Genomic DNA, 23,359 nt, shown 5'->3' on the forward strand with positions numbered 1-23,359 from the left:
CCGGCGGCTCGCGCCCTTCGGGGGCCCGCCCCCTCCAGCAGTCCGCCCCCCCGGCGCCCGGCGGCCCGGGCCCGTGTGTGCCGGGCCCCGCGAAAGGCCGGCATGATCCACCGGACAGGCGCCCTGGCGGCCCCGGCAGGACCCTCCCCGAAACGCCGGCGTCCGAGCCGTACGGCGCTCGAAAACCGCCCGTCAGCCCGCTTGCCGGTGGAACCGGAAGTGCAGCGCGCGGATGGCCTCTGCCAGCTCGGGCACCGGGCCCTCCACGGTCACGCCGGGCGCGACCGCCTGGACCGGCAGGCTCAGTACCGGCGGGGCGGGCACCCCCAACTCGGCCAGCCAACCGGCCAGTTGCTCCGACGAGGCGACGTACACGATGCGTCCCAGGCCGACCCAGGCGTGCGCGGCCGCGCACATCGGGCAGTGCTCGCCGGAGGTGTAGACGGTGGCGACCGCCCGCTCCTCGGGTGTCATATGGGCGGCGGACCAGCGTGCCAGCTCGAACTCGGGGTGGCGGGTGCGGTCGCCCGAGGCCACCCGGTTGTGATCCTCGGCGAGCACCGCGCCGTCCGCCCCCACCAGCACCGAACCGAACGGCTCGTCCCCGGCTTCGAGCGCCTCGGCCGCGAGCTCGACGCAGCGGCGCAGGTACGGCAGTTCGGCTTCCTTCACGACCATGGCGTACGGCCCTCCTCGCGGCGCGGTTCCTCCCCGGCGCTCCCTATGATCGCCGACGGACGGCCGGAAAGGCGTGCCGGCGGCCGAGCGCCACCGTGACGAACGCGCCCGCGATCAGCGGCAGCGACGTCCAGGGCAGGGCACCGGCGCCCAGGTGCTCCAGGGCCATGCCTCCGGTGAGCGAGCCCGCCGCGATGCCCGCGTTGTAGACCGTGGTCTGCAGGGACGTCGCGACATCGGCGTGCGCGGGACCCGAGGCGTCGACCAGCGCGGTCTGGATCAGCGTCGGCGCCCCGCCGAAGGCCACGCCCCACAGGGCCACGCAGGTGAGCAGTACGGCGGGACGGCCGGCGAAGCCGCCGAGGACGAGCATGACCACTGCGCAGAGGGCGAGCGCGCCCAGCAGGGTCGGCCGAGGCCGCCGGTCGACCAGGACGCCGGTCAGCCAGATCCCGGCGACCGTGGCCGCCCCGAACACCAGCAGGACCAGGCCGGTACGCCCGAACCCGGCATGCGCCGCGAACGGGGCGACGTACGTGTACATCACCTGATGGCCCAGCAGCAGGAGCAGCGTGACGGACAGGACGGCCGGGATCCCGGGCAGCAGGGCCACCCGGCCGAGCGGCAGCCGCGCACCCGGCGGCTCGCCCGGGAATCCCGGCACCCGCCACCGCACCCAGCCCACCAGCAGCACCGCGATCCCGGCCAGGGCGCCGAACGCCGTGCGCCAGCCGAGTGCCTCGGCGAGCGCGGTCCCGGCGGGCACACCCAGCGACAGCGCCAGCGTGATCCCGGCGAGCACGATCGCGATCGCCCGCCCACGCCGCTCGGCCGGCACCATCCGCGCCGCGTAACCGACGAGCATCGCCCACAGCGTGCCGCCCGTCAGCCCGGCAACGAGCCTCGCTGTGAAGGTCAGGCCGTACGTCGACGACAGCGCGACCACCGCGTTGCTGCCCGCGAAGCCCAGCAGGGTGCTCATGAGCACCGGCCGGCGCGGCAGTCCGCGCAGCAGGACGGTGAGCGGGATCGCGCCCGCGAACGAGGCCACCGCGTACCCCGTGACCAGGAAGCCGACCTGTGCCTCGGACACTCCCAACGCGGGTGCCATGCGGGGCAGCAGTCCCGCAGGCAGCAGTTCGGTCAGGACGGCGGTGAAGGCGGCCGCCGACAGGGCCAGCAGCCCGGACCACGGGAGCGACGTGGGCAGGGCTCGGCCCTTGGCCATGGATGCGGTGGACATGCGATCATGGTCGAACCTTCACATCAGTGTGAAGGCAAGGGTGGCCTCGGAGGCCCGAGGAAGCCGGCGGTGAGGAGGCGGGCATGAAGATCGGCGAGCTCTCCCGCCGCACCGGTGTCCCCACCAGGCTGCTGCGCTACTACGAGGAACAGGACCTGCTCCACCCGGATCGCACGGACAACGGCTACCGAGATTACGCCGAGTCGGCCGTCCAGGACGTCCAGCAGGTCCGTGGGCTCCTCGACTCGGGCCTGACCACGGAGATGATCCGCGCGATCCTGCCCTACCTCTCCGGCCCCGACGAGATCCTGCTGCCCGCCGAACACCTCACCCCGCAGACCGCGGCCCTGCTCCAGGCCCACATCGACCGCATCCAGGCCCGCATCGACTGTCTGGCCCGCAACCGCGACCGGTTGAGCGCTTATCTGACGGCGGTGCGGCCCGAACATGGCGCGGACGGCGCTGACCGGTAAAGCTGTTGCCCTGGGACCCGCCCGATGCTGGAGTGACCCCATGGATCATGCCTCGATACTCGCCCTGTACGACCGGGACATGCGCGAAGGCGCACAGCCGGACAGCCCCGACGCCCGGGTCGAGCGGATCGGGCGCGTCGTCCGCCAGGTCTCCTCGGCGCGCGGCTGGAACGGCGTCGTGTGGTCCGACCTGGATGCGGCGAGCGCCGACGCGGCGATCACCGAGCAGATCGCCCACTTCACCGGTCTCGGCCACGAGTTCGAGTGGAAGCTCTACGGGCACGACCTCCCCGTGGACCTCGGACAGCGCCTCAGGGACGCCGGGTTCACGGCCCAGCCCGAAGAGACCCTGATGATCGGCGAGGTCGCCGCTCTGACCCTGGACGCCGAGCCGCCGGAGGGCATCCGCGTGCTGCCGGTGACCGACACCAAGGGCGTCGACCTCGTCGCCGAGGTGCACGAGAAGGCCTTCGGTACCGACAGCTCCCGGATGCGCCACCAACTCCTCGCCCGCCTCGCGGCCGACCCGGACACCGTGGTCGCCGTGGTCGCGCTGGCCGGGGACACACCGGTGAGCGCGGCCCGCATGGAGCTGGTGCCCGGCACCCGGTTCGCCGGACTGTGGGGCGGCGGCACCGTCGAGGCCTGGCGCGGTCGCGGCATCTACCGTGCCCTGGTCGCCCACCGTGCCAGCGCCGCCGTGGAGCGCGGCTACCGGTACCTCCAGGTCGACGCGATGAGCGCCAGCCGCCCGATCCTGGAGCGCCTCGGGTTCGCGCCGCTGACCACTACGACGCCGTACGTGTACGTGCCGTAGCGAGATTCTGCGGTCCGTGGATGTCACATCCGGACCCGCCCGATCCGTCGCACGGTCATGACGACGAACGCGAGCAACACGGGCCGCACCAGCCAGAGCATCCTCCTCGCGGGCGCCAGCGGTGTCCTCGGTGGGCACATCTCCCGCGCTCTCACCGAGGCGGGGCACAAGGTCACCGGCCTGGGCCGTGGGCCGGACAACGGCGTCCGGGCCGACCTGTTGGACCGCGACGCCCTGCTCCGCGCGGTCGACGGCCGGCACTTCGACACGGTGATCCACGCCGCGACGGCGCTGCGCAAGCCGCCGATGCGCCACCGCGACATGCACGCCACCAACGCGCTGCGCATCGACGGAACCGCCCACCTGATCGAGGCCGCGCGGGCCACCGGCGCCGGGCGCCTGGTGGCGGAGTCCATGGTCTTCGGGTACGGCTACGGCGACCACGGTGACCGGGTGATCGTCGAGGAGGACGTCTTCGGGCCGCCCGGGCGCTCCCCGGAGCTGGAACGCCATATCGCGGCGATGCGGGTGAAGGAGCAACTCACCTTCGGCGCCGAGGGGTTGGCGGGCATCGCCCTTCGCTTCGGCCTGTTCTACGGGCCCGGCGGCACCGACGCCCTTGTGCCCATGCTGCGCAAGCGGCAGCTGCCCGTGCCCGCCGACCACGGCCGGGTCCTGCCCTGGATCGACCTCACCGACGCGGCCCGGGCGATGGTCGCCGCAGTCGAACGCGGGCGCCCCGGCCAGGCGTACAACATCGCCGACCGCGCTCCGCTGGGGTTCGGGGCCCATGTCCGGTGCGTGGCCGAGGAGTTCGGGCTGCCGAAGCCGATGACCGTGCCGTTGTGGCTGACGCGGCCCATGTCGTACGCGCACACGGTGATGTCGACCTCGCTGCGGGTGTCGACGGCGAAGGCGGAGCGGGAACTGGGCTGGACGCCGGCGCACCCGGCGGTTCGCGACGGACTCGCCGCGATGCAGGCGGCTGTGGGGCGCTCATGACGTCCAGGCACTCATGACGTCGGGCGCGCGAGATGGTCGGGACACGCGCAATGTCGGGGCGCGCATCAATTCGCCTGCGCGCCCCGCGTCCGTCTCACGTCCGCGTACGACGTCAGCGCCGCGCCTTCGTCCGGTCCAGGGCGGCCACGCCCAGTGCGGCCAGGCCGATTTGGATGAGCCACTCGATCCAGTCGACGCCGTCGGTGTCGGCCACGTCGAGGCCGGCCGCGAGCGCCGAACCGAGCAGCGCGGCCACGATGCCGACGAGGATCGTCCACAGGACTCCGATGCGCTGACGGCCCGGAATCACGAGACGCCCCAGCACACCAATGATGATGCCGATGACAATGGCACTGATGATGCCCGAGATCTCCATTTCGCCCCTCTTCTTCCTGTCCCCGCATGGACACGGGTTCCCCCTGGAGGGAGGGACAGTCCGTTCCGCTTCAGCCGGCGGTCCACCCGGTGGCGGCCACCACTTCGGCGGCGATGTCGATCACGGAGCGGCCGTCGGTCGCCACGCGCAGCACGTCCGTGGGTACGCGCTCGTCCAGGAGCCGTGCCTTGCGGGCGCTGTTGCGCACCTCGTGCTCCAACTCGGAGCCGAGTTCGCGCCCGCTCAGCCGCTGTCCGGCCGTCTCGTCGGTGGCGGTGAGCAGCACTCGTACGAGCCGTACGCCGTTGCCCATGGCCCGGCGGAACATGGGCGCGGTCTCGTCGAGCACGCTGCCGGTGTTCGTGTACACGAGCCGCCGGTACCCGAGTTCGGTGTAGTTCCCCCACACGGCGGCCAGGTTCCGCTCCGTGATGCCGGCCCGGTGCGCGTCGTCGGCCGGTGCCGGGTGGACGTATCCCATGAAGTCGCCGTCGACCACGGCGTGCGCGACCTGCGCGGCCCGCAGCCGAGCCGAGACCTCCCAGCCCACCGTCGTCTTGCCGACCCCGGCCCGCCCTCCGATGAGGAGTGCTTCCGGGTGATCCGTGCGATCCGTGTGATCCATCCGGGCAGCGTGCCCGGCTGCGGTCACCCTTGGCGACTGGATTTGTTCGGGGCCTTCGCCGGAGTCTCCTGGACCCACGAGGTCAGCCGGCCGTCCGGCTTCAGAGCGACGTGCAGCCCGTTGTTCTCGCCGTACGCGGCATGGCCGTTCGCGACGAGGGTGTCGATCCGTATGCCGTCCGCGAGGACCTCGGCCTCGTAGTGGTTGAGGGCGAGCCGGTAGACCTTCGCCGTCGACACGCCGTCCGCCAGCGTCGGCGTGGCCACCAGGACGCGCTTGACGACCGGCTCGGGCTTCGGCTCGGCCCGCTCGACCGAGGACGTGACCCTGCCGTTCGGCTGGAGGGTGACGTGCAGCCCGTTGTGCTGGGCGTGCGTGGGCATGCCCTGGGTGTAGAGGGTTCCGTACTTCGCGCCCTCGGCCCAGATCTCCGCCTCATAGCGGTTCTTGCCGGTCCGGTACACCTTCGCCCGGCTGGCCTTGTCCGCGAGCTGCACCGTCTTCACGTGGACGCGCTTGGTCTTGGCGGGGTGGCCCGCGGGGGTGACGGTCGCGGTGGCGGGTGCCTGCACGGCGAAGGCGCCTGCGGCCGAGACGCCCAGCACGGCGGTGACACCGGTGGCGACGAGGGCGGTGCGCAGGGTGCGGGGAGCACGCATCAGTGAGTCGTTCCTTCGGTGGGGGTTCGTTTCGACGCGTTCGACGCTACGGACCGTCCATCAAGGGACCCCATACGTCTTGTAACAGTCATTCATCGCATATTGCGCATAAATGGATCGAAACGGGCGGGTGGCTCTGATTGACATGCAGGTAATTACCTGCATAACTTTGAGTGTGCGATCAGAGAGCGACCCCGGAATGGACAAGGTCTTCAAGGCGCTGGCCGACGACACGCGCAGACGGCTACTGGACCGGCTGCACGAGCACACCGGGCAGACGCTGGGAGAGCTGTGCGCGCGTATCGACATGGCGCGTCAGTCGGTGACCCAGCATCTGGCCGTGCTGGAGGCCGCCAACCTGATCAGCACGGTGCGGCGGGGGCGGGAGAAGCTGCACTACCTCAATCCGGTCCCGCTGCACGAGATCCAGGAGCGGTGGATCGACAAGTTCGAGCAGCCGCGTCTGCGGGTGCTGGGGGCCGTGAAACGACGAGCCGAGGAAGCCATGACCGACAAGCCCACATTCGTGTACGTCACCTACATCGAGAGCACGCCCGAGAAGGTCTGGGACGCGCTCACCGACGCCGATCTGACCGCTGCCTACTGGGGCCACAGCAACGTCTCGGACTGGCGGCGGGGTTCCCGCTGGGAACACGTCCGTACGGACGGATCGGGCATCGCCGACGTGGTCGGCACCGTCGTGGAGAGCGAGCGCCCGAGCCGCCTGGTCACCACCTGGGTGGCGCCGGACGAGGAGGGGCAGGAGGACAAGTACTCCAGGGTCACCTTCGACATCCAGCAGCACGCCGAGATCGTCCGGCTCACCGTGACCCACGAGGACCTGCCGGACGAGAGTGCGCGCGCCGATGTGTCGACCGGCTGGCCGGCCGTGCTGTCCAACCTCAAGTCGCTCCTGGAGACCGGCCACGTCCTGCCTCAGGAGCCGTGGCTGATGCCGACCCGCTGAACGGGGCGGCGGTGAGAGGGGCGCGAGAAGGCCGGCCCGCGGGTGCGGACCGGCCGGGACGGTTCCTCTCGGGTGTGCCTGTACGGCGGCGTGCCGCTACGGCCTGGTTGTGCTCTTCGCGGCCGTGCCGGCGCACACCAGCCCCAGCATCAAGGCCAGCGCGCCGATGATGATGTTGTTCACGATGACGCCCGCGTCCGGGCTGTCGCCGACGATCCACGGGGCGATGATCATCCATGCGCCCATCGCACAGAAGGCCCAGCTGAGGCCGTACATGCGCTCCGGGGCCCGGGTGAACCCGAGGGCCAGCAGGCCGATCGCGATGCCCATGATCAGGTTGTGGGTCACGAGCACGGGCTGGCTGGTCGTGTAGTGGAGGATCCAGGGGGACACCGCGCAGTACAGACCGAGCAGGAACACCGGTCCGTCCACGAGCGCCACGTCGCGACCGCCGAGCATGCGGTCGTAGCGTTCCCGCATTTCGGAAACATCAGGGTGGGCGGTTATGTCACCTCTGGTGGGCTGCACGTTGGCCATGACTCGTCTCCTTTGACTCGCAGGCCTGACCGCGTCTGGTGCGGTATGCGGTTAACGCCTCCTAGGCAACATTCTGCGCTTATTTTTTCTTTATGTGTAGAGCTGTGCGAGATCATGGTGAGGGTGTCGATCCGGGGGCGGGCCGTTCGTGTAGGTGGTGAGAGAACGCGACGAGGGTCCAGGAGGCCGTCATGAAGTACTACCTGCTCAACGTGATGCAGCCCGTCGGGGACCCGCCCGGCCCGGAGGTCCTCGGCGAGATCGAGAAGAACCTCGACGCCCTCAACCGGGAGCTGCGGGAGGCGGACGCCTGGGTGTTCGCCGGGGGACTGCACGGCCCGGAGTCCTCCACCGTGCTGCGGCCCCGGGACGGCGACGTCCTGGTCACCGACGGGCCGTACGCCGAGGGCAAGGAGATGCTCGGCGGCATCAGCCTGATCAAGGCGCCCGACCTGGACGCGGCTCTGGAGTGGGGCCGCAGGCTGGCCCTTGCGACCACCCTGCCGATCGAGGTGCGGCCGTTCATGGGCGAAGCCGAGGACTGATGGCGGCCACGGACGTCGAGGACGTCTTCCGCGCGGAGTACGGCCGGGCGGTCGCCGTCCTCGTCCGCTTCCTCGGCGACATCGATCTCGCCGAGGAAGCGGTCCAGGACGCCTTCACCACGGCGCTGCGGAGCTGGCCGGAGACCGGTGTGCCGCCGAGCCCGGCCGGGTGGATCATCACCACTGCCCGCAACAGGGCGATCGACCGCCTGCGCCGCGAGTCCAAGCGCGACGAACGCCACGCCCAGGCGACCCTGCTGCACGCCCCCGGCCCACTGCCCGAGGAGGGCCCCGTGCGCGACGAACGGCTCCGGCTCATCTTCACGTGCTGCCACCCCGCCCTCGCCGTCCAGGCGCGGGTCGCCCTCACCCTGCGGCTCCTCGGCGGGCTCACCACCGCCCAGATCGCCCGCGCCTTCCTGGTCCCCGAGCCGACCATGGCGCAGCGGCTGGTGCGGGCCAAGGCGAAGATCCGCAACGCCGGGATCCCGTACCGGGTGCCGCGCGACGCCGACCTGCCGGACCGGCTGAACGGGGTCCTGGCCGTCGTCTACCTGATCTACAACGAGGGATACGGCGGCTCGCCCGACCTCTGCGCGGAAGCCGTGCGCCTGGGCCGAGTGCTGGCCGAGCTGATGCCGGACGAGCCCGAGGTCACGGGACTGCTGGCCCTGATGCTCCTCGTCGAGTCCCGCCGGCCCGCGCGTCAGGACGCCGACGGGGCGCTCGTGCCGCTGCCCGAGCAGGACCGGGACCGCTGGGACCGCGACCTCATCGGGGAGGGGCAGGCTCTAGTACGGCGCTGCCTGCGCCGGAACCGGCCGGGGCCGTACCAGATCCAGGCCGCCCTTCAGGCCGTGCACAGCGACGCGCCCTCTGCCGAGGCCACGGACTGGGGGCAGATCCTGCGGCTGTACGACCAGCTCATGGCCCTCGCCCCCAGCCCCGTGGTGGCCCTGAACCGGGCGGTCGCCGTCGCCGAGGTCGAGGGCCCGCGCCACGCCCTCGACCTCGTGGACGCCCTGGACCTCGACGGCTACCACGTCTTCCATGCCGTCCGCGCCGACCTCCTGCGCCGGCTCGGGCGGGACGCGGAGGCGCTGCGGGCCTACGAGGCGGCCGTCGCGCTCACCCGGAGCCCGGCGGAACGCGCCTTCCTGCAGCGGCGCATGCGGACCCTCACACGCTGAGCGCCTCCCGCACCGCCCCCTCGGCCTCCGCACCGCCCTCGCCGGACGACGTCACCCGCCCCGCCTCCAGGACGTAGTACCGCTGCGCCGCCCGCATCGCGAACCCGACATGCTGCTCGACCAGCAGCACCGACAGCCCGCCCCGGGCGGCCAGCGCGAGGATCGTCTCCTCGATCTCGGCGACCACCGACGGCTGGATGCCCTCCGTCGGCTCGTCGAGGAGCAGCAGCCGAGGCTCCGTCACCAGGGCGCGGGCGATGGCGAGTTGCTGCCGCTGGCCGCCGGAGAGCAGGCCCGCCCGGCGGTTGGACAGCGTCCGCAGCGCCGGGAACAGGTCCAGTGCCTCGGCGACCGACGCCTTGCCGCGCCGGCGCCCGTCCGCGACCAGTTGGAGGTTCTCGGCGGTCGTCAGATGCGGGAACGACTGCTGGCCCTGAGGGACGTACGCCATCCCGCGCGCGACCCGTTCGTGCGGCTTGCGGCGGGTGATGTCCTCGCCGTCCAGCCGGATGGTCCCGCTGCTCGGCGTGAGCAGTCCGACGGCGGCCCGCAGCAGCGTGCTCTTGCCCGCGCCGTTGTGCCCGAGGACCGCCGCGACGCCGTCCTTCGGCACCTCGACGGACACGCCGTGCAGGACGCTGCTGCGGTGGTAGCCGACGCGTACGTCGTCGATCTGGAGCATCATGCCTCCTGTACGGCCACGTCGGCGGTGACCTCGGCGGCCGTGTGCCCGAGGTACACCTCCTGCACCTTCGGGTCCGCCTGCACCTCGGCCACCGTGCCCTCGCTGAGCACCTTGCCGGCGTGCAGCACGCTGACGCTGCGGGCGAAGGACCGCATGAAGTCCATGTCGTGCTCGATGACGACCACGGTCCGCTCCTCGCTGATGTGTTGCAGCAGCTCACCGGTGGCCTGGCGCTCGTCGTGGCTCATGCCGGCCACCGGCTCGTCGAGCAGCAGCAGCCGTACGTCCTGCACCAGCAGCATGCCGATCTCCAGCCACTGCTTCTGACCGTGCGCGAGCGTCCCGGCGGGGGAGTCGGCGAGCTCGGTGAGCCCGACCGTCTCCAGCGCCCTGGCGACCGGCTCGGGGACGTCCTTCCGGCGCCGCAGCATGGTCCACATGCTCCGGCCCGCGCCCGCCGCGATGTCCAGGTTCTGAAGGACCGTCAACTCCTCGAAGACGGTGGCGGTCTGGAAGGTCCTGCCGATTCCCGACCGGGCGATCCTGTGCACGCTCCGCCCGAGCAGTTCCTCGCCGCCGAACCGCACCGAGCCCGTCGCCTTCGCCAGACCGGTGACCGCGTCGACGAGGGTCGTCTTGCCCGCGCCGTTGGGACCGATGAGGAATCGCAGATCGCCCGGGCTGACGTCGAGGTCCACTCCGTCGACTGCGGTGAACCCGTCGAAGGACACCCGCAGTTGGCGTATCTCAAGGCCGCTCATGCTGCTTCTCCTACGGGGATGACGGCCGCCTTCTTCTCCGTGGCCGCTCGGCGCCGCCGTACCATCCCCGCCAGCGAGGCGAGACCGCCGGGCAGGAAGGCGAGCGCGACGATGAACAGCAGGCCCTGGAAGTACGTCCAGGCCGCCGGGAACTCCTCCGACAGTGCCGTCTTCGCCCAGGCCACCGCGACCGCGCCGAGCACCGCCCCGACCAGGCTGGCCCGGCCGCCCACCGCCGCGCCGATCACGAACTCGATCGACGGCACGATGCCGATCAGCGCGGGCGAGATGATGCCGACCGCCGGCACGAACAGGGCGCCCGCGAGGCCCGCCATGCCGGCAGCGACGACGTACGCGACGAGCTTGACGTTGGCAGGGTCGTAGCCGAGGAAGCGCACCCGCTCCTCCGAGTCCCGTACCGCCACGAGGAGTTCGCCGTAGCGGCTCTGGATGAGCTGGCGGGCGACGGCGATGAGCAGCAGCAGGGCCGCGGCGATGACGAAGTACACCATCCGCTGGTTCACCGGGTCGTCGAGGGCGTAACCGAAGAAGCCCTGGATGTCGGTGAGTCCGTTGGTGCCGCCGGTCGTGGCCTGCTGGCCGATCAGCCAGATGGCGAACGCGGCGGCGAGCGCCTGGCTGAGGATCGCGAAGTACGCGCCCTTGACCCGGCGCCGGAAGATGAACGAGCCGAGCAGGGCGGCCACGGCCATCGGGAGCAGCACGGTCGCCGCGAGGGCGAAGAGCGGATTCGCGAACGGCTGCCACCACCAGGGGAGTTCGGTGGCGGTGCCGTACAGCTGCATGAAGTCGGGCAGGTTGCCGGGGCCGGCGTCGGCGATCTTCAGGTGCATCGCCATCGCGTAGCCGCCGAGGCCGAAGAACACACCCTGGCCGAGCGTCAGCAGACCGCCGCGGCCCCAGGCCAGGCAGATGCCGACCGCGACCATCGCGACACACAGGTACTTGGCGAGCAGGCCCAGCCGGAAGTCGGACAGGACCAGCGGCGCGAGGGCGAACAGCAGGACGGCCGACCCCGCGAATCCGGCCGCGGCCCGGGCCGACGGGCCCTTGAACGGGTTCATACGACTGAGCTGGTTCCTACGACTGAGCGGGTTCACACGAGACTCCTCGTACGCAGCGTGTACAGCCCCTGGGGCTTCCACTGGAGGAACGCGACGATGCCGACGAGCACCAGCACCTTGGCGACGCTGACGGTGGTGGAGTACTCCAGCACCGACTGCAGCACGCCCAGCACGAAGGCGACGATCACCGTGCCCTTGAGCTGTCCGATGCCGCCGACCACGATCACCAGGAAGGCGTCGATGATCACGTTGGTGCCCATCGTCGGCCCGATCGGACCGACCAGCGTCAGCGCGACCCCGGCCACACCCGCGAGCCCCGAGCCGATGAAGAAGGCCGTACGGTCCACGGTCGAGGTCGAGATACCGGACACCTCCGCGAGGTCCCGGTTCTGCACCACGGCCCGGATACGGCGGCCCAGCGGCGTCAGCCGCAGCGTCAGCGAGAGCGCGACGACCGCCGCGACCGCCAACCCGAGGATGAACAGGCGGCTGTTGGCCACGGTGAGCGGGTCGTCGCCGCCGATCAGCCTGATGTTCCCGGTGAGCACGTCGGGCGCGCGGGTCTGTACGTTCGGCGCGCCGAAGATGTCCCGGGCGAGCTGCTGGAGCATCAGCGAGACACCCCAGGTGACGAGAAGCGTGTCAAGGGGCCGCAGATACAGGCGTCGTATCAGCAGCCATTCGAGAAGTGCGCCGAGAGCACCCGAGACGAGAAAAGCGACGGGAAGAGCGACGAGCAGCGAAATTCCGGCGCTGGAAATCGACTTCTGCAGGACATACGTCGTGTAGGCGCCGGCCATGATGAACTCGCCGTGGGCCATGTTGATGACGTTCATCTGGCCGAAGGTGAGCGAGAGACCGAGCGCGATGAGCAGCAGAACGGCACCGATGCTGATGCCGGTGAAGGTCTGACCGAGGATCACGGTCATACGGCGGCTCCGGGGAGGCGGGGGAGCGGGGACCCGGCGGACTTGTGCCGGGCCCCCACAAGGCGATCGGTCGGGTCAGGACAGGCCGGAGGCCCAGGAGTAGCCCTTGAGGTACGGGTCCGGCTTGATGGGCTTGCCGGAGTCCCACACCTGCTCGATCAGACCGTCGGAGCCGACCTTGCCGATCCGGGCCGTCTTGTAGATGTGCTGCGAGGCACCGTCGATCGTGACCTTGCCCTCGGGCGCGTCGAAGGTGATGCCGTCCGAGGCGGCCTTCACCTTCTCCGGGTCGAAGGACTTCGCCTTCTCGACCATCTCCTTCCAGAGATAGACGGAGACGTACGCCGCCTCCATCGGGTCACTGGTCGGCTTGTCCTCGCCGTACTTGGCCTTGTACGCCTTCACGAACTTCTCGTTCGCCGCGCCCTCGGTGGTCTGGTAGTAGTTCCAGGCCGTCAGCTGGCCCTCCAGGTACTGCGTACCGATCGACTTGACCTCCTCCTCGGCGATCGACACCGAGACGACCGGCATGCTCTTCGCGGTCAGGCCCGCCGACTTGTACTCCTTGAAGAAGGCCACGTTCGAGTCGCCGTTGAGAGTGTTGAACACCGCGTCCGCCTTGGACGCCTTCACCTTGTTGGCGATCGTGCTGAACTCCGTGGACCCCAGCGGCGCGTAGTCCTCACCGAGGATCGTCATGCCGTTGGCCTTGGCGTACGCCCTGATCTCCTTGTTGGCGGTGCGCGGGAAGACGTAGTCGCTGCCGACCAGGTAGAGCTTCTTGAGGCCCTTGCTCTTGAGGTAGTCGAGGGCGGGCACGATCTGCTGGTTGGTGGTCGCGCCCGTGTAGAAGATGTACGGCGACTCCTCCAGGCCCTCGTACTGCACCGGGTAGAAGAGCAGCGACTTGTTCTTCTCGAACACCGGCTTGACGGCCTTGCGGCTCGCGGAGGTCCAGCAGCCGAAGGTGGCCGCGACCCCGTCCTCCTTGATGAGCTTGGTCGCCTTCTCGGCGAACGTGGGCCAGTCGGAGGCGCCGTCCTCGCTGATCGGCTTGATCTTCTTGCCGAGCACGCCGCCGGAGGCGTTGATCTCGTCGATCGCGAGCATCAGCGAGTTGCGTACGGTCACCTCGCTGATCGCCATGGTGCCGGACAGCGAGTTGAGCAGGCCGACCTTGACCGAGTCACCACTGACGTCGATCTTCGCGGCCTTGTCGGACGAGCCGGCCGCGTCGGTCTTCGCGCCGCACGCCGAGAGGGCGACGACGGCTGCGAGCGCGGCCGTGCCGGCCAGGAAGCGGCGCCGATGGAGCGGGGGAAGGCTGGACAATTGAACCTCCTTGTCCCCATGACGAGGACACCTGAAAAGGAAGGAATCAGCAGCCCTTCAGGGTCCCTGAAGTGCGGTCCACAGCCTCAAGTCGGCCTGTTTCCACAACGTTTCGGGTTACTTACCCGGCTGTATCTTCCGGCTCTCCGCAAGGAAATAAACGGGAAACAAAAAAACCCCGGGTTGAATTCCGCACCGGAATTCACACTTCGCCCGAGGCATTCTAGTTACTTCCTGCAGGAAGTATCTGGGTGTGGTGCAGGCATGTCAAGGGCGAGCGGCGTCGAGGTCGAGTTGGGTGAGCACGTCGAAGTCCACGCCGTCCGCCTCGGCGAGGTAGATGCGCTGCCTGACATGGCTGTCCCTCAGCCGCAGCAGCCCGCGCGGTCCTTCGTAGGACACCGACTCGGCCGACGCGCCGATGGCCGTCACGTCCAGCGTCCTGGCCCGGGCGATGAGGGCGGCGAGCAACAGCACGCCCTCGTAACACGATTCGCCGAGACTGCCGGGAGCCGGTGCCTCGATGCCGTACCGCCCGGCGTACTGGCCGTGGAAGTCGAGCGTGTCCTGGTTGGCGAGTGAGGCGAAGAACCCGGCCGTGCTGTACAGGCCTGCGGTCGCCGTGGGGCCGCTGGCCATCAGCATGTTCTCGTCCATGAGCGTGCTCAGGCGCAGGCAGCGCTGGTCGAGGCCGGCCGCGGCGAACGCCCGGTTGAAGCGGACGGCGTCGTTGCCGACCAGGAGCATCAGGACGCCGTCCGCCTCCGACTGCTCGATCCTGCGCAGCACGGCGTCGAAGTCATGGGTGCCGAGCGGCAGATACGCCTGCCCGCGGACCGCGCCCCCGGACTCGCGCGCATACGCGCACGCCGCCCGCGCCGTGCGCCGCGGCCAGACGTAGTCGTTGCCGACGACGAACCACCGGCGCACCTTGCGCTCGCCCGCCAGCAGCCGCATCGCCGGCCGCAGCTGGGCGTCGGGTGTCTCACTGGTCAGGTAGACGCCGGTGGTGTGCTCCCCGCCCTCGTACAGCGCGGTGTACACATACGGCACCCGGTGCGCGATGCGCGGCGCGAGTGTCTGGCGTACGGAGGAGATGTGCCAGCCGGTGACGCCCTGCACGACGCCCAGGTCCACCAACGCCTCGACCCGGTCGGCGATCTCGCCGGGCTCGGCGCCGCCGTCCACCGGCAGCAGCCGCAGCTCCTTGCCGAGCACACCGCCCGCGTGGTTGACCTCCTGCGCGGCGAGCTGCGCGCACAGCTCGCAGGTCGGCCCGAAGATGCCCGCGGCGCCCTGCATCGGGAACACGAGGGCGACGCTGAGCACGGAGTCGTCGACGGTGAACCAGTCGAGCGGATGGGGGTCGAGCCGGAACATGCGGTCATGATTCCGGGTCCGTACGGTGAACTCCAGTGCGTCTCGGGGGCTGGGCGGTGGGGAAGTGGTGGACATCGACGCTGCTCTGGTGGCACGTCGACGATCCGTCGGTGACTCGTGGACGATCCTTTGGCGAAGCCGCACTTGTACGATGACCGAACCCCGGGACCGAGGAGCAGGATGCCTACCCCACCTCCGCGTCAGCCCCAGGACCTGCTGCAGTTGTTGACGCGCGCAGAGCGCCTGGCCGCGCGCCGGCTGCAGAGCGTCCTCGACGAGGACGGCTGCTCGCTCGACGCCTGGCGGGTGCTCTCCCTGCTCTCCGACGGCGAGGGCCACTACATGACGGCGGTGGCCGAAGCGGCCTTCCTGCCCCCGGCGACCCTGACCAAGCTGGTCGACCACCTCGTCGACCAGAACCTCGTGTACCGCCGGGTCGACCCCCTCGACCGCCGCCGCATACGCGCCCACCTCACCCCACGCGGCGAGACGTACTGGCGGCGGATCAGCCGCGAGGTGCGGGCAGGCCTGCCGGTGCTCAGCGAGGGCGACGACCATCTGCTGCGTGGTCTGCTGGAGCGACTGGTCGGCACGCTGGAGCAGACGGCGGCCGAGACCGCCGGCTGATCCCGGCCGTACTGGGCGCATAGTGGCGAAACTGTGCCGGCCTTCACGAGAACCGCAGGTCAGCGGCGTGCTAAAGGGGACTCAGGTGGCGCAATGATTCAGAAACACCACTGACCGGAAACCGTCGGTATGGTCGCCGCATGCCACCTGAACGAACCCGCGAGCACACCGCGCCGCTCGCCGCCGCCCGCCGCCGTCGGCTGCGTGCGGACCGGGCGCGGCAGCTCGCGGACCTGCTGCGGCACCTGGTCCTGACCGGGGGATTTCCCGGGGGCGCGCTGCCCCACGAGGATGTCCTCGCCGCCGACTACCAGGTGTCACGCAACACCGTCCGGCACGCACTGGACCTGCTGCGCGCCGAGCAGCTCGTCGAGCGCATGCCCGGCGTCGGCACAGTCGTCGTCGCCGAGAAGTACTCGCACGGCCTCGACCGGCTGATGGGACTCGCGGAGACCCTGCGGGAACACGGCCGGGTCACCAACGAGGTACGCACCATGGGTCCCGTCGCCGCGCCCGCACCCGTGGCCGAGCGGCTGCGCCTGCCCACCGGCACCGACGTGCTCTACATCGAGCGCCTGCGCAGGCTGAACGGGCTGCCGCTCTCCCTCGACCTCACCTACCTTCCCCTGGACATCGGCGGCGAGCTGATCGGCGCCGACCTGGAGAACACTGACGTCTTCCGGCTGCTGGAGCAGATCACCGGGCAGCCGCTCGGGCACGCGGAGATCACCCTGGAGGCCGTCAACGCCGACGCGCACTCCGCCACCGTGCTCCAGGCACCGCGCGGCACCGCCGTACTGATGCTGGAGCGCCTCACCCACCTGTGCGACGGCAGGCCCGTGGACCTGGAGTTCATCCGGTTCCGCGGGGACCGGATCGCGATGAGCGGGCTGCTGCGCCGCTCCGTCTGACCACCCGCGCTCCGCTCGACACCCGCGATCCGCGCAGCGTTTCCTTCATCCCCCGCAGCGTTCTTTCACCCCTCGCAGTACCTCACTGGAGACAGCCATGCCCTTGGTGCCCCAGCGGGCCGACGTGCCCGTGACCGTCGACGAGTCGAAGTGCATCGACGGCTGCACGCTCTGTGTCGACATGTGTCCGCTGGACTCCCTGGCGATCAACCCCGACAGCGGCAAGGCGTACATGCACGTCGACGAGTGCTGGTACTGCGGCCCTTGCGCCGCCCGCTGCCCCACCGGGGCCGTCACGGTCAACATGCCCTACCTGCTGCGGTGAAAGGCCCACTCCCGATGAAACACAAACGCACGACCCCGGCCGTCCTGCTCGCGGCCGCCCTGGTCAGCACCCTCGTCACCGGCTGCGGCGGCGGCGCCTCGGCGGACGACTCCAAGCACGTCACCATCACCGTCGGTTATCAGTCGAAGACCATCAACACCGTCACCGCCGGCACCCTGCTGCGCTCCCTCGGCTACTTCGAGCGCGAACTCGCCGCGCAGGGCAAGCGGGACGGCATCTCCTACAAGGTCGACTGGCAGGACTACGCCACGGGCGCGCCCATCACGGCACAGATGACCGCGGGGAAGATCGACATCGGGTCGATGGGCGACTTCCCGCTGCTCCTCAACGCGGCCCGCGGCAAGCAGTTGAACCGCCCCACGCGGCTCGTATCGGTCACCGGCTACAACCTGCGCGGCGCCCTCAACACCGTGGTGACGGCGCCGGACTCGAAGCTCGGCTCGCTGAAGGACCTGAAGGGCAAGAAGGTGTCCACCAGCGTCGGCTCGGCGGCCGACGGGACCCTCGTCAGGGCGTTGCAGCGCGCCGGGGTCGACGCGGAGAAGGACATCCGCAAGCTCAACCAGCAGCCGGCGGTGGGTGCTTCGGCGCTTCAGGCGGGCAGCGCCGACGCCCTGTCGCAGTTCGTGGCCTGGCCCGGACTGCTCGTCTTCCAGAACAAGGCGAAGGCCCTGTACGACGGTGCCGAACTGAACCTGCCCACCTTCCACGGGGTGACGGTCCGCGAGGACTTCGCCGAGCAGCGCCCGAAGGTGCTCGACGCCTTCCTCGCCGCGCAGATCGAGGCGACGAACTACCTGAACGACCGCCCCGTGCAGGCCGCCGAGAAGGTCGCGAAGGCCACCGGGCTGCCCCCGGAGGTCGTCTACCTCTACAACGGCAGCGGCGGCATCGCCACCTTCGACCCCGCCGTCAAGCCGCAGCTCGTCTCCGCGCTGAAGAAGGACGTGTCGGTGCTGAAGTCGGCGAAACTCGTCGGCGACGTGGACGTCGACTCCTTCGTCGACGACAGCCCGATCAAGCGCGTGTACGGCAAGGAGTACGCCGAACGGCTCGCCTCCGCCCCCGCCGCCTCCCGCAGCGAGGTGTGGCTCAAGGGCGAGGACAGCACCCGCCCCTTCGACTCGCCGGCCGCGCTGCTCAAGTTCGTAGCCGCCGGGAACGATGACAAGGTGCGCGCCGCCTACGTACCGGACGCCACCACCGGCACCCGCTGGTACGCGGACAAGGCCGTCTGGGTCCAGGACGGCAAGGAGCTGAAGCCCTTCGTCACCGCGTCCGGCGCCGGCGCCTACACCCAGGCGCACCCCGGCTCCCGTACCGTCTCCTACGCCACCGCGCTGGAGCAGGCTTCATGACCGCGGTGACCGCCCCGCCGAAGAAGGCGTCCGCGGGGCACACACCGACCCCTCGACGCACCGGCCGTCTCCGGCCCGTCGTACGCGTCCTGTCCCTGGTCGCGGCGCTCGGGCTGTGGCAGCTGCTCACCACGCTGGACGTCCAACTGTGGCTGCGTTTCGACCAGTTCCCGTCCGTCACCGACGTGGCCCGGGAGTTCGGTGAGCGGCTCGGCACCGCCGCCTACTGGCAGGACGTGACCGACAGCCTGCGCAGGATCGTCGCCGGCTTTCTGCTCGCGGCGGTGCTCGGCGTCGCCGCGGGCGTGGCCGTCGGCCGCTCCCGCTGGGCCGCGGACCTGCTCGGTCCGGTGCTGGAGGTACTGCGGCCCATCCCGGCGATCGCGCTCGTGCCCGTGGCGATCCTGCTCTTCCCCAGCAACGAGCAGGGCATCGTCTTCATCACCTTCACCGCCGCCTTCTTCCCGGTGCTGGTCGCCACCCGGCACGCGGTGCGCGCGCTGGCGCCGGTGTGGGAGGAGGCGGTGCTCACCATGGGCGGCGGACGATGGCGGGTGCTCGCCTCCGTGGTGCTGCCCGGCGCGCTGCCGGGGATCTTCGGAGGTCTTTCGGTGGGGATCGGCGTCTCGTGGATCTGTGTGATCTCCGCGGAGATGATCTCCGGCGAGTACGGGGTCGGCTACCGCACCTGGCAGGACTACACCGTCATCGACTACCCGGGCGTGTTCACCGGCATCGTGAGCATCGGCCTCCTCGGCTGGCTGACCTCCACCGTGGTGGAACTCCTGGGACGCAGGCTGACGCACTGGCTGCCGAGGCGCGAAGGGAAGGCCACCTCATGAGTACGGAAACCAACACCGTCACCGCCCCGCGGACCGACCTCCCCGCCGCCGGGGCACGGCTCGGCGTCACTGGCGCCGAACTCGGCCGCCCGGGTGCGGTCGTGCTGCGCGGGGTGGACCTCGAAGCCGCCCCCGGCGAAATCCTGACCGTCGTCGGCCCGTCCGGGTGCGGGAAGTCGACCCTGCTGCGGACCCTGGCGGGGCTGCTGCCCGCGCTCGCCGGACAGGTCGCCCAGGACGGGCGGACCGTCACGGGACCCGGCGCCGACCGGGCGCTGGTCTTCCAGGAGGACGCCCTGCTGCCGTGGCGCACGGCGCGGGCCAACGTCGAACTGCCGCTGGCCATCAGGGGAGTGGGCCGCGCCGAGCGCGGGCAACGGGCCGAGCAGTGGCTGGTCCGCGTCGGACTGGCCGGTCTGGAACGGCAGTTGCCGCACCGCCTCTCCGGCGGACAGCGCCAGCGGGTCCAGCTCGCCCGGGCGCTCGCCGGGCAGCCGCGCGCCGTGCTCATGGACGAGCCGTTCGGCGCCCTGGACGCCCAGACCCGGGCCGGTATGCAGCAGTTGCTGGTGGAGGTGTTGCAGGGGACCGGCGCCACCGTCGTCTTCGTCACCCATGACGTGGACGAGGCCTTGTTCCTCGGCGACCGTGTCGCGCTGCTCGGCGCGGGCCGCCTCGCAGGGATCCGGACCGTGCCACGCCCCCGCGACCGCGGCGCCCGCGACGACCCCGCGACCGTGGCACTGCGCCACGACATCCTGGAGTCCCTCAGCCCTCGCACGTCCTGAGCGTTCCCGGCGCGCTGCGCACGTCTCCGCGTGTGTCGGCCCCGTACGTCCTGAGCGTCCCGGCCCTGCGCACGTTCCGCATGTGCCGGCCTCGTACGTCCTGGGCGTCCGGGTCCCGCACAGGTTCCGCGCGCTTTCGACCCCAGCACGTCCTGAGCGTCCCAGGCCTCCGCACGCTCCGCGTGTCCTCGGCCCCCAGCACGTCCCGAGCATCGTCGGCCCTCACGCGTCCCGGGCCCCGCACGTACTGCGCGCCCCCCGGCCCCGCACGTCCCGAAAGGCACCCCAGCCATGACCACCCCGACCCTGACGGAGATACCCGACCTCGACTCGGCCGAGGAGCTGAGCTGCGACGTCCTGGTCATCGGCGGCGGCACCGCCGGCACCATGGCCGCGCTGACCGCCGCCGGGCGCGGGGCCTCCGTGCTGCTGCTGGAGAAGGCCCATGTACGGCACTCCGGGGCGCTGGCCATGGGCATGGACGGCGTCAACAACGCCGTCATCCCCGGCCGCGCCGAACCCGACGACTACGTCGCCGAGATCACCCGCGCCAACGACGGCATCGTCGACCAGTCGACGGTCCGTCAGACGGCCACCCGGGGTTTCGAGATGGTGCAGCGCCTGGAGTCGTACGGGGTGAAGTTCGAGAAGGACGAGCACGGCGAGTACGCGGTGCGCCAAGTGCACCGTTCGGGTTCGTACGTGCTGCCCATGCCCGAGGGCAAGGACGTCAAGAAGGTGCTCTACCGGCAGCTGCGCAGGCGGGAGGTGCGCGAGAAGGTCCGTATCGAGAACCGGCTGATGCCCGTGCGGGTCCTGACCGCGGGCGGCAGGGCCGTCGGCGCCGCCGCCTTCAACACCCGCACCGGGGCCTTCGTGGTCGTACGGGCGGGCGCCGTGATCCTCGCGACCGGTGCCTGTGGCCGACTGGGGCTGCCGTCGAGCGGGTATCTGTACGGCACGTACGAGAACCCGACCAACGCGGGCGACGGCTACGCGATGGCGTACCACGCGGGCGCCGAGCTCACCGGCATCGAGTGCTTCCAGATCAATCCGCTCATCAAGGACTACAACGGCCCGGCCTGCGCCTATGTCGCCAACCCGTTCGGCGGCTACCAGGTCAACCGGCACGGTGAGCGGTTCGTCGACTCCGACTACTGGTCGGGGCAGATGATGGCGGAGTTCGCCGCCGAGGTCGCCTCCGACCGGGGCCCGGTCTACCTCAAGCTCAGCCATCTGCCCGAGGAGTCCATCTCGGCCCTGGAGTCGATCCTGCACTCCACGGAGCGCCCCACCCGCGGCACCTTCCACTCCGGACGCGGCCACGACTACCGCACCCACGACGTGGAGATGCACATCTCCGAGATCGGTCTGTGCGGCGGCCACTCCGCCTCGGGAGTGCGGGTCGACGACCATGCCCGCACCACCGTGCCCGGCCTGTACGCGGCGGGCGACCTGGCCTGCGTGCCCCACAACTACATGATCGGGGCGTTCGTCTTCGGCGACCTGGCGGGCGAGGACGCCGCCCAGTACACGGCGTACCAGGGCGAGTTGCCGCAGGACCAGCTCGCCGAGGCGCACGAGCTGATCTACCGGCCGCTGCGCAATCCCGACGGCCCGGCCCAGCCCCAGGTCGAGTACAAGCTGCGCCGCTTCGTCAACGACTACGTCGCCCCGCCCAAGAGCGGCGCCCGGCTCTCCCTGGCGCTGGAGCACTTCGAGCGGATGCGGGACGAGATCGCCGAGATGGGTGCGCGGACGGCGCACGAGCTGATGCGCTGCGCCGAGGTCTCCTTCATCCGCGACTGCGCGGAGATGGCGGCCCGGTCCTCCCTCGCCCGCACCGAGTCCCGCTGGGGCCTCTACCACGAACGCCTCGACCACCCCCAGCGCGACGACACGGACTGGCTGCACCACCTCGACCTGCGCAAGGGCGAGACCGGGGCCATGGAGTTCACGGCGCGCCCCGTCGAGCCCTACCTCGTGCCCGTCGACGAGTTCACCCCCACCGGCGGCCCCGCCCGCCACCTGGGCGAGGTGCATCCGCTGGAGACGGCCACGGCGGGGCGGCGCGAGGCACCGCCCGCAGTGCTCACCCCGGAGACGGGCGGCGCGGCCGACCCCGCCGGACCGACACAGGGAACCTCGGCATCGTCCCGGGAACGGCTCCTCGAACTCGTCGCGCTCACGGAGGAGGAACCCGATCTTCCGGCCCTGGAGCCCTATCTGAAGGACGCGGACGCCGCCGTACGTCTCGCCGCCGTCAAGGCGCTGACCGAGACGGTCCCGCCCGGAGCGGGCCCCGCACTGGCCGCCGCCCTGACCGACGGTGACGGCCATGTGAGTGCCGCGGCCGCCGCCTCGCTGCGCGAGCTGGCCGAAGTCCTCACGGCGGAACCGGAGTTGCGTGCCCCGCTGGTGGCCGCGCTGACGGCAGCGGATCCGACGGCCCGTGCGGCGGCACTGGACCTGCTGCGCGCCCTGCGCCTCGGGGACGCGGCCTTGTTCGCCGGTCTCCTGGCCGCTCCGGAAACCGAGGTGCGCCTGGCCGCCGTACGCGCCCTGGTCTCGGTGGACGCCGTCGAGGCCCTGTCCGAGGCGGCGGGCGACGCCGCGCGCGAGGTGCGGGTCGCCGTGGCGCGCGGGTTCGCCGCCGTGGCCGCGCACATCGACCGGGACGCCGGCACGCCGGCCGCCCTGCACCGGCTGATCGGCGATCCCGACGTCCTGGTCCGCGGGGCGGCGCTGGAAGCCCTGGGCGTCCTCGGTGTCCCCGGCGAACTCCTCGCCCCCGTCACGGCGGCGCTCACCGACCCGGCCTGGCAGGTCCGCGCGGGCGCCGCGACCGCACTGGGCGGGGCGGCACCGGACCAGGGTGTGCCCGCACTCGCCGGGGTGCTGGGCGACCCTAACGCCGACGTGCGCAAGGCGGCGGTACTCGCTCTGTTGCGCCACTCCGCACACGACGACGCCCGTACGGCGCTCGCCGCCGCGGTCGACGACCCCGACGCCGACGTCCGCGCGTACGCGGGACGGGCGGGGCGGTGATGTGATCGGGCGCCTTCCCAACTCCTGGACTCATCGGTCGGGTTGACTGACGTGCACTCCTCTTATTGGTACAGACCAAACTCTTGACTGGTACAGACCAAAGCGGTTGAGTGTGTCTCCACACCCCCCACCACGGCCGCCCCCACGCCGTGGCC

General features: G+C 70.8%; 25 protein-coding genes. 13 read left to right on the forward strand and 12 right to left on the reverse strand.

All coding sequences use genetic code 11. The features are described 5' to 3' along the window. Positions 1 to 192 precede the first annotated feature (192 nt). Both ACIA8X_RS26100 and ACIA8X_RS26105 read right to left on the reverse strand, forming a co-directional pair. A complete protein-coding gene (locus tag ACIA8X_RS26100; RefSeq protein ID WP_393443468.1) occupies positions 193 to 678 on the reverse strand; it encodes a nucleoside deaminase in 486 nt (161 codons plus the stop codon). A gap of 43 nt (positions 679 to 721) precedes the next feature. Next, the gene (locus ACIA8X_RS26105) at positions 722 to 1,921 is read right to left on the reverse strand and encodes an MFS transporter (RefSeq protein WP_393443466.1); all 1,200 of its coding nucleotides are present in this window, start codon (positions 1,919 to 1,921) and stop codon (positions 722 to 724) included. An 83-nt stretch (positions 1,922 to 2,004) separates the two neighbouring features. On the opposite strand from ACIA8X_RS26105, the gene ACIA8X_RS26110 reads away from it, so the two are divergent. Genes ACIA8X_RS26110 through ACIA8X_RS26120 form a run of 3 tightly spaced genes read left to right on the forward strand, consistent with a single transcriptional unit; the run spans position 2,005 to position 4,213 of the window. Then, positions 2,005 to 2,394, forward strand: a complete 390-nt coding sequence (locus tag ACIA8X_RS26110) for a MerR family transcriptional regulator (RefSeq protein WP_393443464.1) — start codon at positions 2,005 to 2,007, stop codon at positions 2,392 to 2,394. Positions 2,395 to 2,434: 40 nt separating this feature from the next. After that, complete coding sequence (locus tag ACIA8X_RS26115; RefSeq protein WP_393443462.1) at positions 2,435 to 3,211, forward strand: GNAT family N-acetyltransferase; 777 nt, start codon at positions 2,435 to 2,437, stop codon at positions 3,209 to 3,211. Positions 3,212 to 3,268: 57 nt separating this feature from the next. Then, positions 3,269 to 4,213 carry an NAD-dependent epimerase/dehydratase family protein gene (locus ACIA8X_RS26120; RefSeq protein ID WP_399459216.1) on the forward strand — a complete coding sequence of 315 codons (945 nt, stop codon included), beginning with the start codon at positions 3,269 to 3,271 and terminating at the stop codon, positions 4,211 to 4,213. 112 nt (positions 4,214 to 4,325) lie between these two features. Here the strand turns inward: ACIA8X_RS26120 and ACIA8X_RS26125 are convergent, their stop codons facing one another. The 3 genes from ACIA8X_RS26125 to ACIA8X_RS26135 form a co-directional block, all read right to left on the reverse strand. After that, positions 4,326 to 4,589 carry a GlsB/YeaQ/YmgE family stress response membrane protein gene (locus ACIA8X_RS26125; RefSeq protein WP_393443458.1) on the reverse strand — a complete coding sequence of 88 codons (264 nt, stop codon included), beginning with the start codon at positions 4,587 to 4,589 and terminating at the stop codon, positions 4,326 to 4,328. 70 nt (positions 4,590 to 4,659) lie between these two features. Beyond that, entirely contained in the window at positions 4,660 to 5,214 is a 555-nt protein-coding gene (locus ACIA8X_RS26130; protein WP_393443456.1) for a hypothetical protein, read from the reverse strand. A gap of 23 nt (positions 5,215 to 5,237) precedes the next feature. Beyond that, a complete protein-coding gene (locus tag ACIA8X_RS26135; RefSeq protein ID WP_393443454.1) occupies positions 5,238 to 5,873 on the reverse strand; it encodes a hypothetical protein in 636 nt (211 codons plus the stop codon). A 199-nt stretch (positions 5,874 to 6,072) separates the two neighbouring features. Here ACIA8X_RS26135 and ACIA8X_RS26140 point away from each other — a divergent pair, with 199 nt between their 5' ends. Further along, entirely contained in the window at positions 6,073 to 6,840 is a 768-nt protein-coding gene (locus ACIA8X_RS26140) for an ArsR/SmtB family transcription factor (protein WP_393444354.1), read from the forward strand. Between the two features lie 96 nt (positions 6,841 to 6,936). Here ACIA8X_RS26140 and ACIA8X_RS26145 read toward each other — a convergent pair whose 3' ends face one another. After that, complete coding sequence (locus tag ACIA8X_RS26145) at positions 6,937 to 7,377, reverse strand: SPW repeat protein (protein ID WP_399459217.1); 441 nt, start codon at positions 7,375 to 7,377, stop codon at positions 6,937 to 6,939. Between the two features lie 191 nt (positions 7,378 to 7,568). Here ACIA8X_RS26145 and ACIA8X_RS26150 point away from each other — a divergent pair, with 191 nt between their 5' ends. Both ACIA8X_RS26150 and ACIA8X_RS26155 read left to right on the forward strand, forming a co-directional pair. Then, positions 7,569 to 7,922, forward strand: a complete 354-nt coding sequence (locus ACIA8X_RS26150; protein WP_393443450.1) for a YciI family protein — start codon at positions 7,569 to 7,571, stop codon at positions 7,920 to 7,922. Beyond that, on the forward strand, positions 7,922 to 9,112 hold the full coding sequence (locus ACIA8X_RS26155; RefSeq protein ID WP_399459218.1) for an RNA polymerase sigma factor: 1,191 nt from the start codon (positions 7,922 to 7,924) through the stop codon (positions 9,110 to 9,112). Before ACIA8X_RS26150 ends, ACIA8X_RS26155 begins: the two co-directional genes overlap by 1 nt. Here ACIA8X_RS26155 and urtE read toward each other — a convergent pair. The 6 genes from urtE to ACIA8X_RS26185 all read right to left on the reverse strand — a co-directional run bounded on the left by urtE (position 9,102) and on the right by ACIA8X_RS26185 (position 15,284). Continuing rightward, positions 9,102 to 9,794, reverse strand: coding sequence for an urea ABC transporter ATP-binding subunit UrtE (gene urtE, locus ACIA8X_RS26160; protein ID WP_393443446.1), 693 nt, complete (start codon positions 9,792 to 9,794; stop codon positions 9,102 to 9,104). The two genes, ACIA8X_RS26155 and urtE, sit on opposite strands and share 11 nt — an antisense overlap. Beyond that, positions 9,794 to 10,558 carry an urea ABC transporter ATP-binding protein UrtD gene (gene urtD / locus ACIA8X_RS26165; RefSeq protein WP_393443444.1) on the reverse strand — a complete coding sequence of 255 codons (765 nt, stop codon included), beginning with the start codon at positions 10,556 to 10,558 and terminating at the stop codon, positions 9,794 to 9,796. Before urtD ends, urtE begins: the two co-directional genes overlap by 1 nt. Continuing rightward, positions 10,555 to 11,643 (reverse strand): urea ABC transporter permease subunit UrtC, encoded by a 1,089-nt coding sequence (gene urtC, locus ACIA8X_RS26170; protein ID WP_393443442.1) that lies wholly within the window; start codon positions 11,641 to 11,643, stop codon positions 10,555 to 10,557. Before urtC ends, urtD begins: the two co-directional genes overlap by 4 nt. Before the next feature lie 32 nt (positions 11,644 to 11,675). Further along, complete coding sequence (gene urtB, locus ACIA8X_RS26175) at positions 11,676 to 12,572, reverse strand: urea ABC transporter permease subunit UrtB (RefSeq protein WP_393443440.1); 897 nt, start codon at positions 12,570 to 12,572, stop codon at positions 11,676 to 11,678. A gap of 75 nt (positions 12,573 to 12,647) precedes the next feature. Continuing rightward, the gene (gene urtA / locus ACIA8X_RS26180) at positions 12,648 to 13,904 is read right to left on the reverse strand and encodes an urea ABC transporter substrate-binding protein (RefSeq protein WP_393443438.1); all 1,257 of its coding nucleotides are present in this window, start codon (positions 13,902 to 13,904) and stop codon (positions 12,648 to 12,650) included. 267 nt (positions 13,905 to 14,171) lie between these two features. Further along, the gene (locus ACIA8X_RS26185; RefSeq protein WP_393443436.1) at positions 14,172 to 15,284 is read right to left on the reverse strand and encodes a substrate-binding domain-containing protein; all 1,113 of its coding nucleotides are present in this window, start codon (positions 15,282 to 15,284) and stop codon (positions 14,172 to 14,174) included. A 180-nt stretch (positions 15,285 to 15,464) separates the two neighbouring features. On the opposite strand from ACIA8X_RS26185, the gene ACIA8X_RS26190 reads away from it, so the two are divergent. The 7 genes from ACIA8X_RS26190 to ACIA8X_RS26220 all read left to right on the forward strand — a co-directional run bounded on the left by ACIA8X_RS26190 (position 15,465) and on the right by ACIA8X_RS26220 (position 23,204). After that, positions 15,465 to 15,911 (forward strand): MarR family winged helix-turn-helix transcriptional regulator, encoded by a 447-nt coding sequence (locus ACIA8X_RS26190; protein ID WP_393443434.1) that lies wholly within the window; start codon positions 15,465 to 15,467, stop codon positions 15,909 to 15,911. A gap of 140 nt (positions 15,912 to 16,051) precedes the next feature. Beyond that, a complete protein-coding gene (locus ACIA8X_RS26195; RefSeq protein WP_393443432.1) occupies positions 16,052 to 16,822 on the forward strand; it encodes a GntR family transcriptional regulator in 771 nt (256 codons plus the stop codon). 97 nt (positions 16,823 to 16,919) lie between these two features. Next, positions 16,920 to 17,147: a ferredoxin family protein gene (locus ACIA8X_RS26200; RefSeq protein ID WP_031480193.1), complete on the forward strand. Its 228-nt coding sequence runs from the start codon at positions 16,920 to 16,922 to the stop codon at positions 17,145 to 17,147. A 14-nt stretch (positions 17,148 to 17,161) separates the two neighbouring features. Then, positions 17,162 to 18,526, forward strand: a complete 1,365-nt coding sequence (locus tag ACIA8X_RS26205; protein WP_399459219.1) for an ABC transporter substrate-binding protein — start codon at positions 17,162 to 17,164, stop codon at positions 18,524 to 18,526. Continuing rightward, positions 18,523 to 19,368 (forward strand): ABC transporter permease, encoded by an 846-nt coding sequence (locus ACIA8X_RS26210; protein WP_399459220.1) that lies wholly within the window; start codon positions 18,523 to 18,525, stop codon positions 19,366 to 19,368. The genes ACIA8X_RS26205 and ACIA8X_RS26210 overlap by 4 nt, the downstream gene beginning before the upstream one ends. Then, positions 19,365 to 20,156: an ABC transporter ATP-binding protein gene (locus ACIA8X_RS26215; protein ID WP_399459221.1), complete on the forward strand. Its 792-nt coding sequence runs from the start codon at positions 19,365 to 19,367 to the stop codon at positions 20,154 to 20,156. The genes ACIA8X_RS26210 and ACIA8X_RS26215 overlap by 4 nt, the downstream gene beginning before the upstream one ends. Positions 20,157 to 20,447: 291 nt before the next feature. Continuing rightward, positions 20,448 to 23,204 (forward strand): fumarate reductase/succinate dehydrogenase flavoprotein subunit, encoded by a 2,757-nt coding sequence (locus ACIA8X_RS26220; protein ID WP_399459222.1) that lies wholly within the window; start codon positions 20,448 to 20,450, stop codon positions 23,202 to 23,204. Positions 23,205 to 23,359: the final 155 nt, after the last annotated feature.

It is taken from the genome of Streptomyces sp. NPDC051738, assembly GCF_044453205.1.
Taxonomy (GTDB): Bacteria; Actinomycetota; Actinomycetes; order Streptomycetales; family Streptomycetaceae; genus Streptomyces.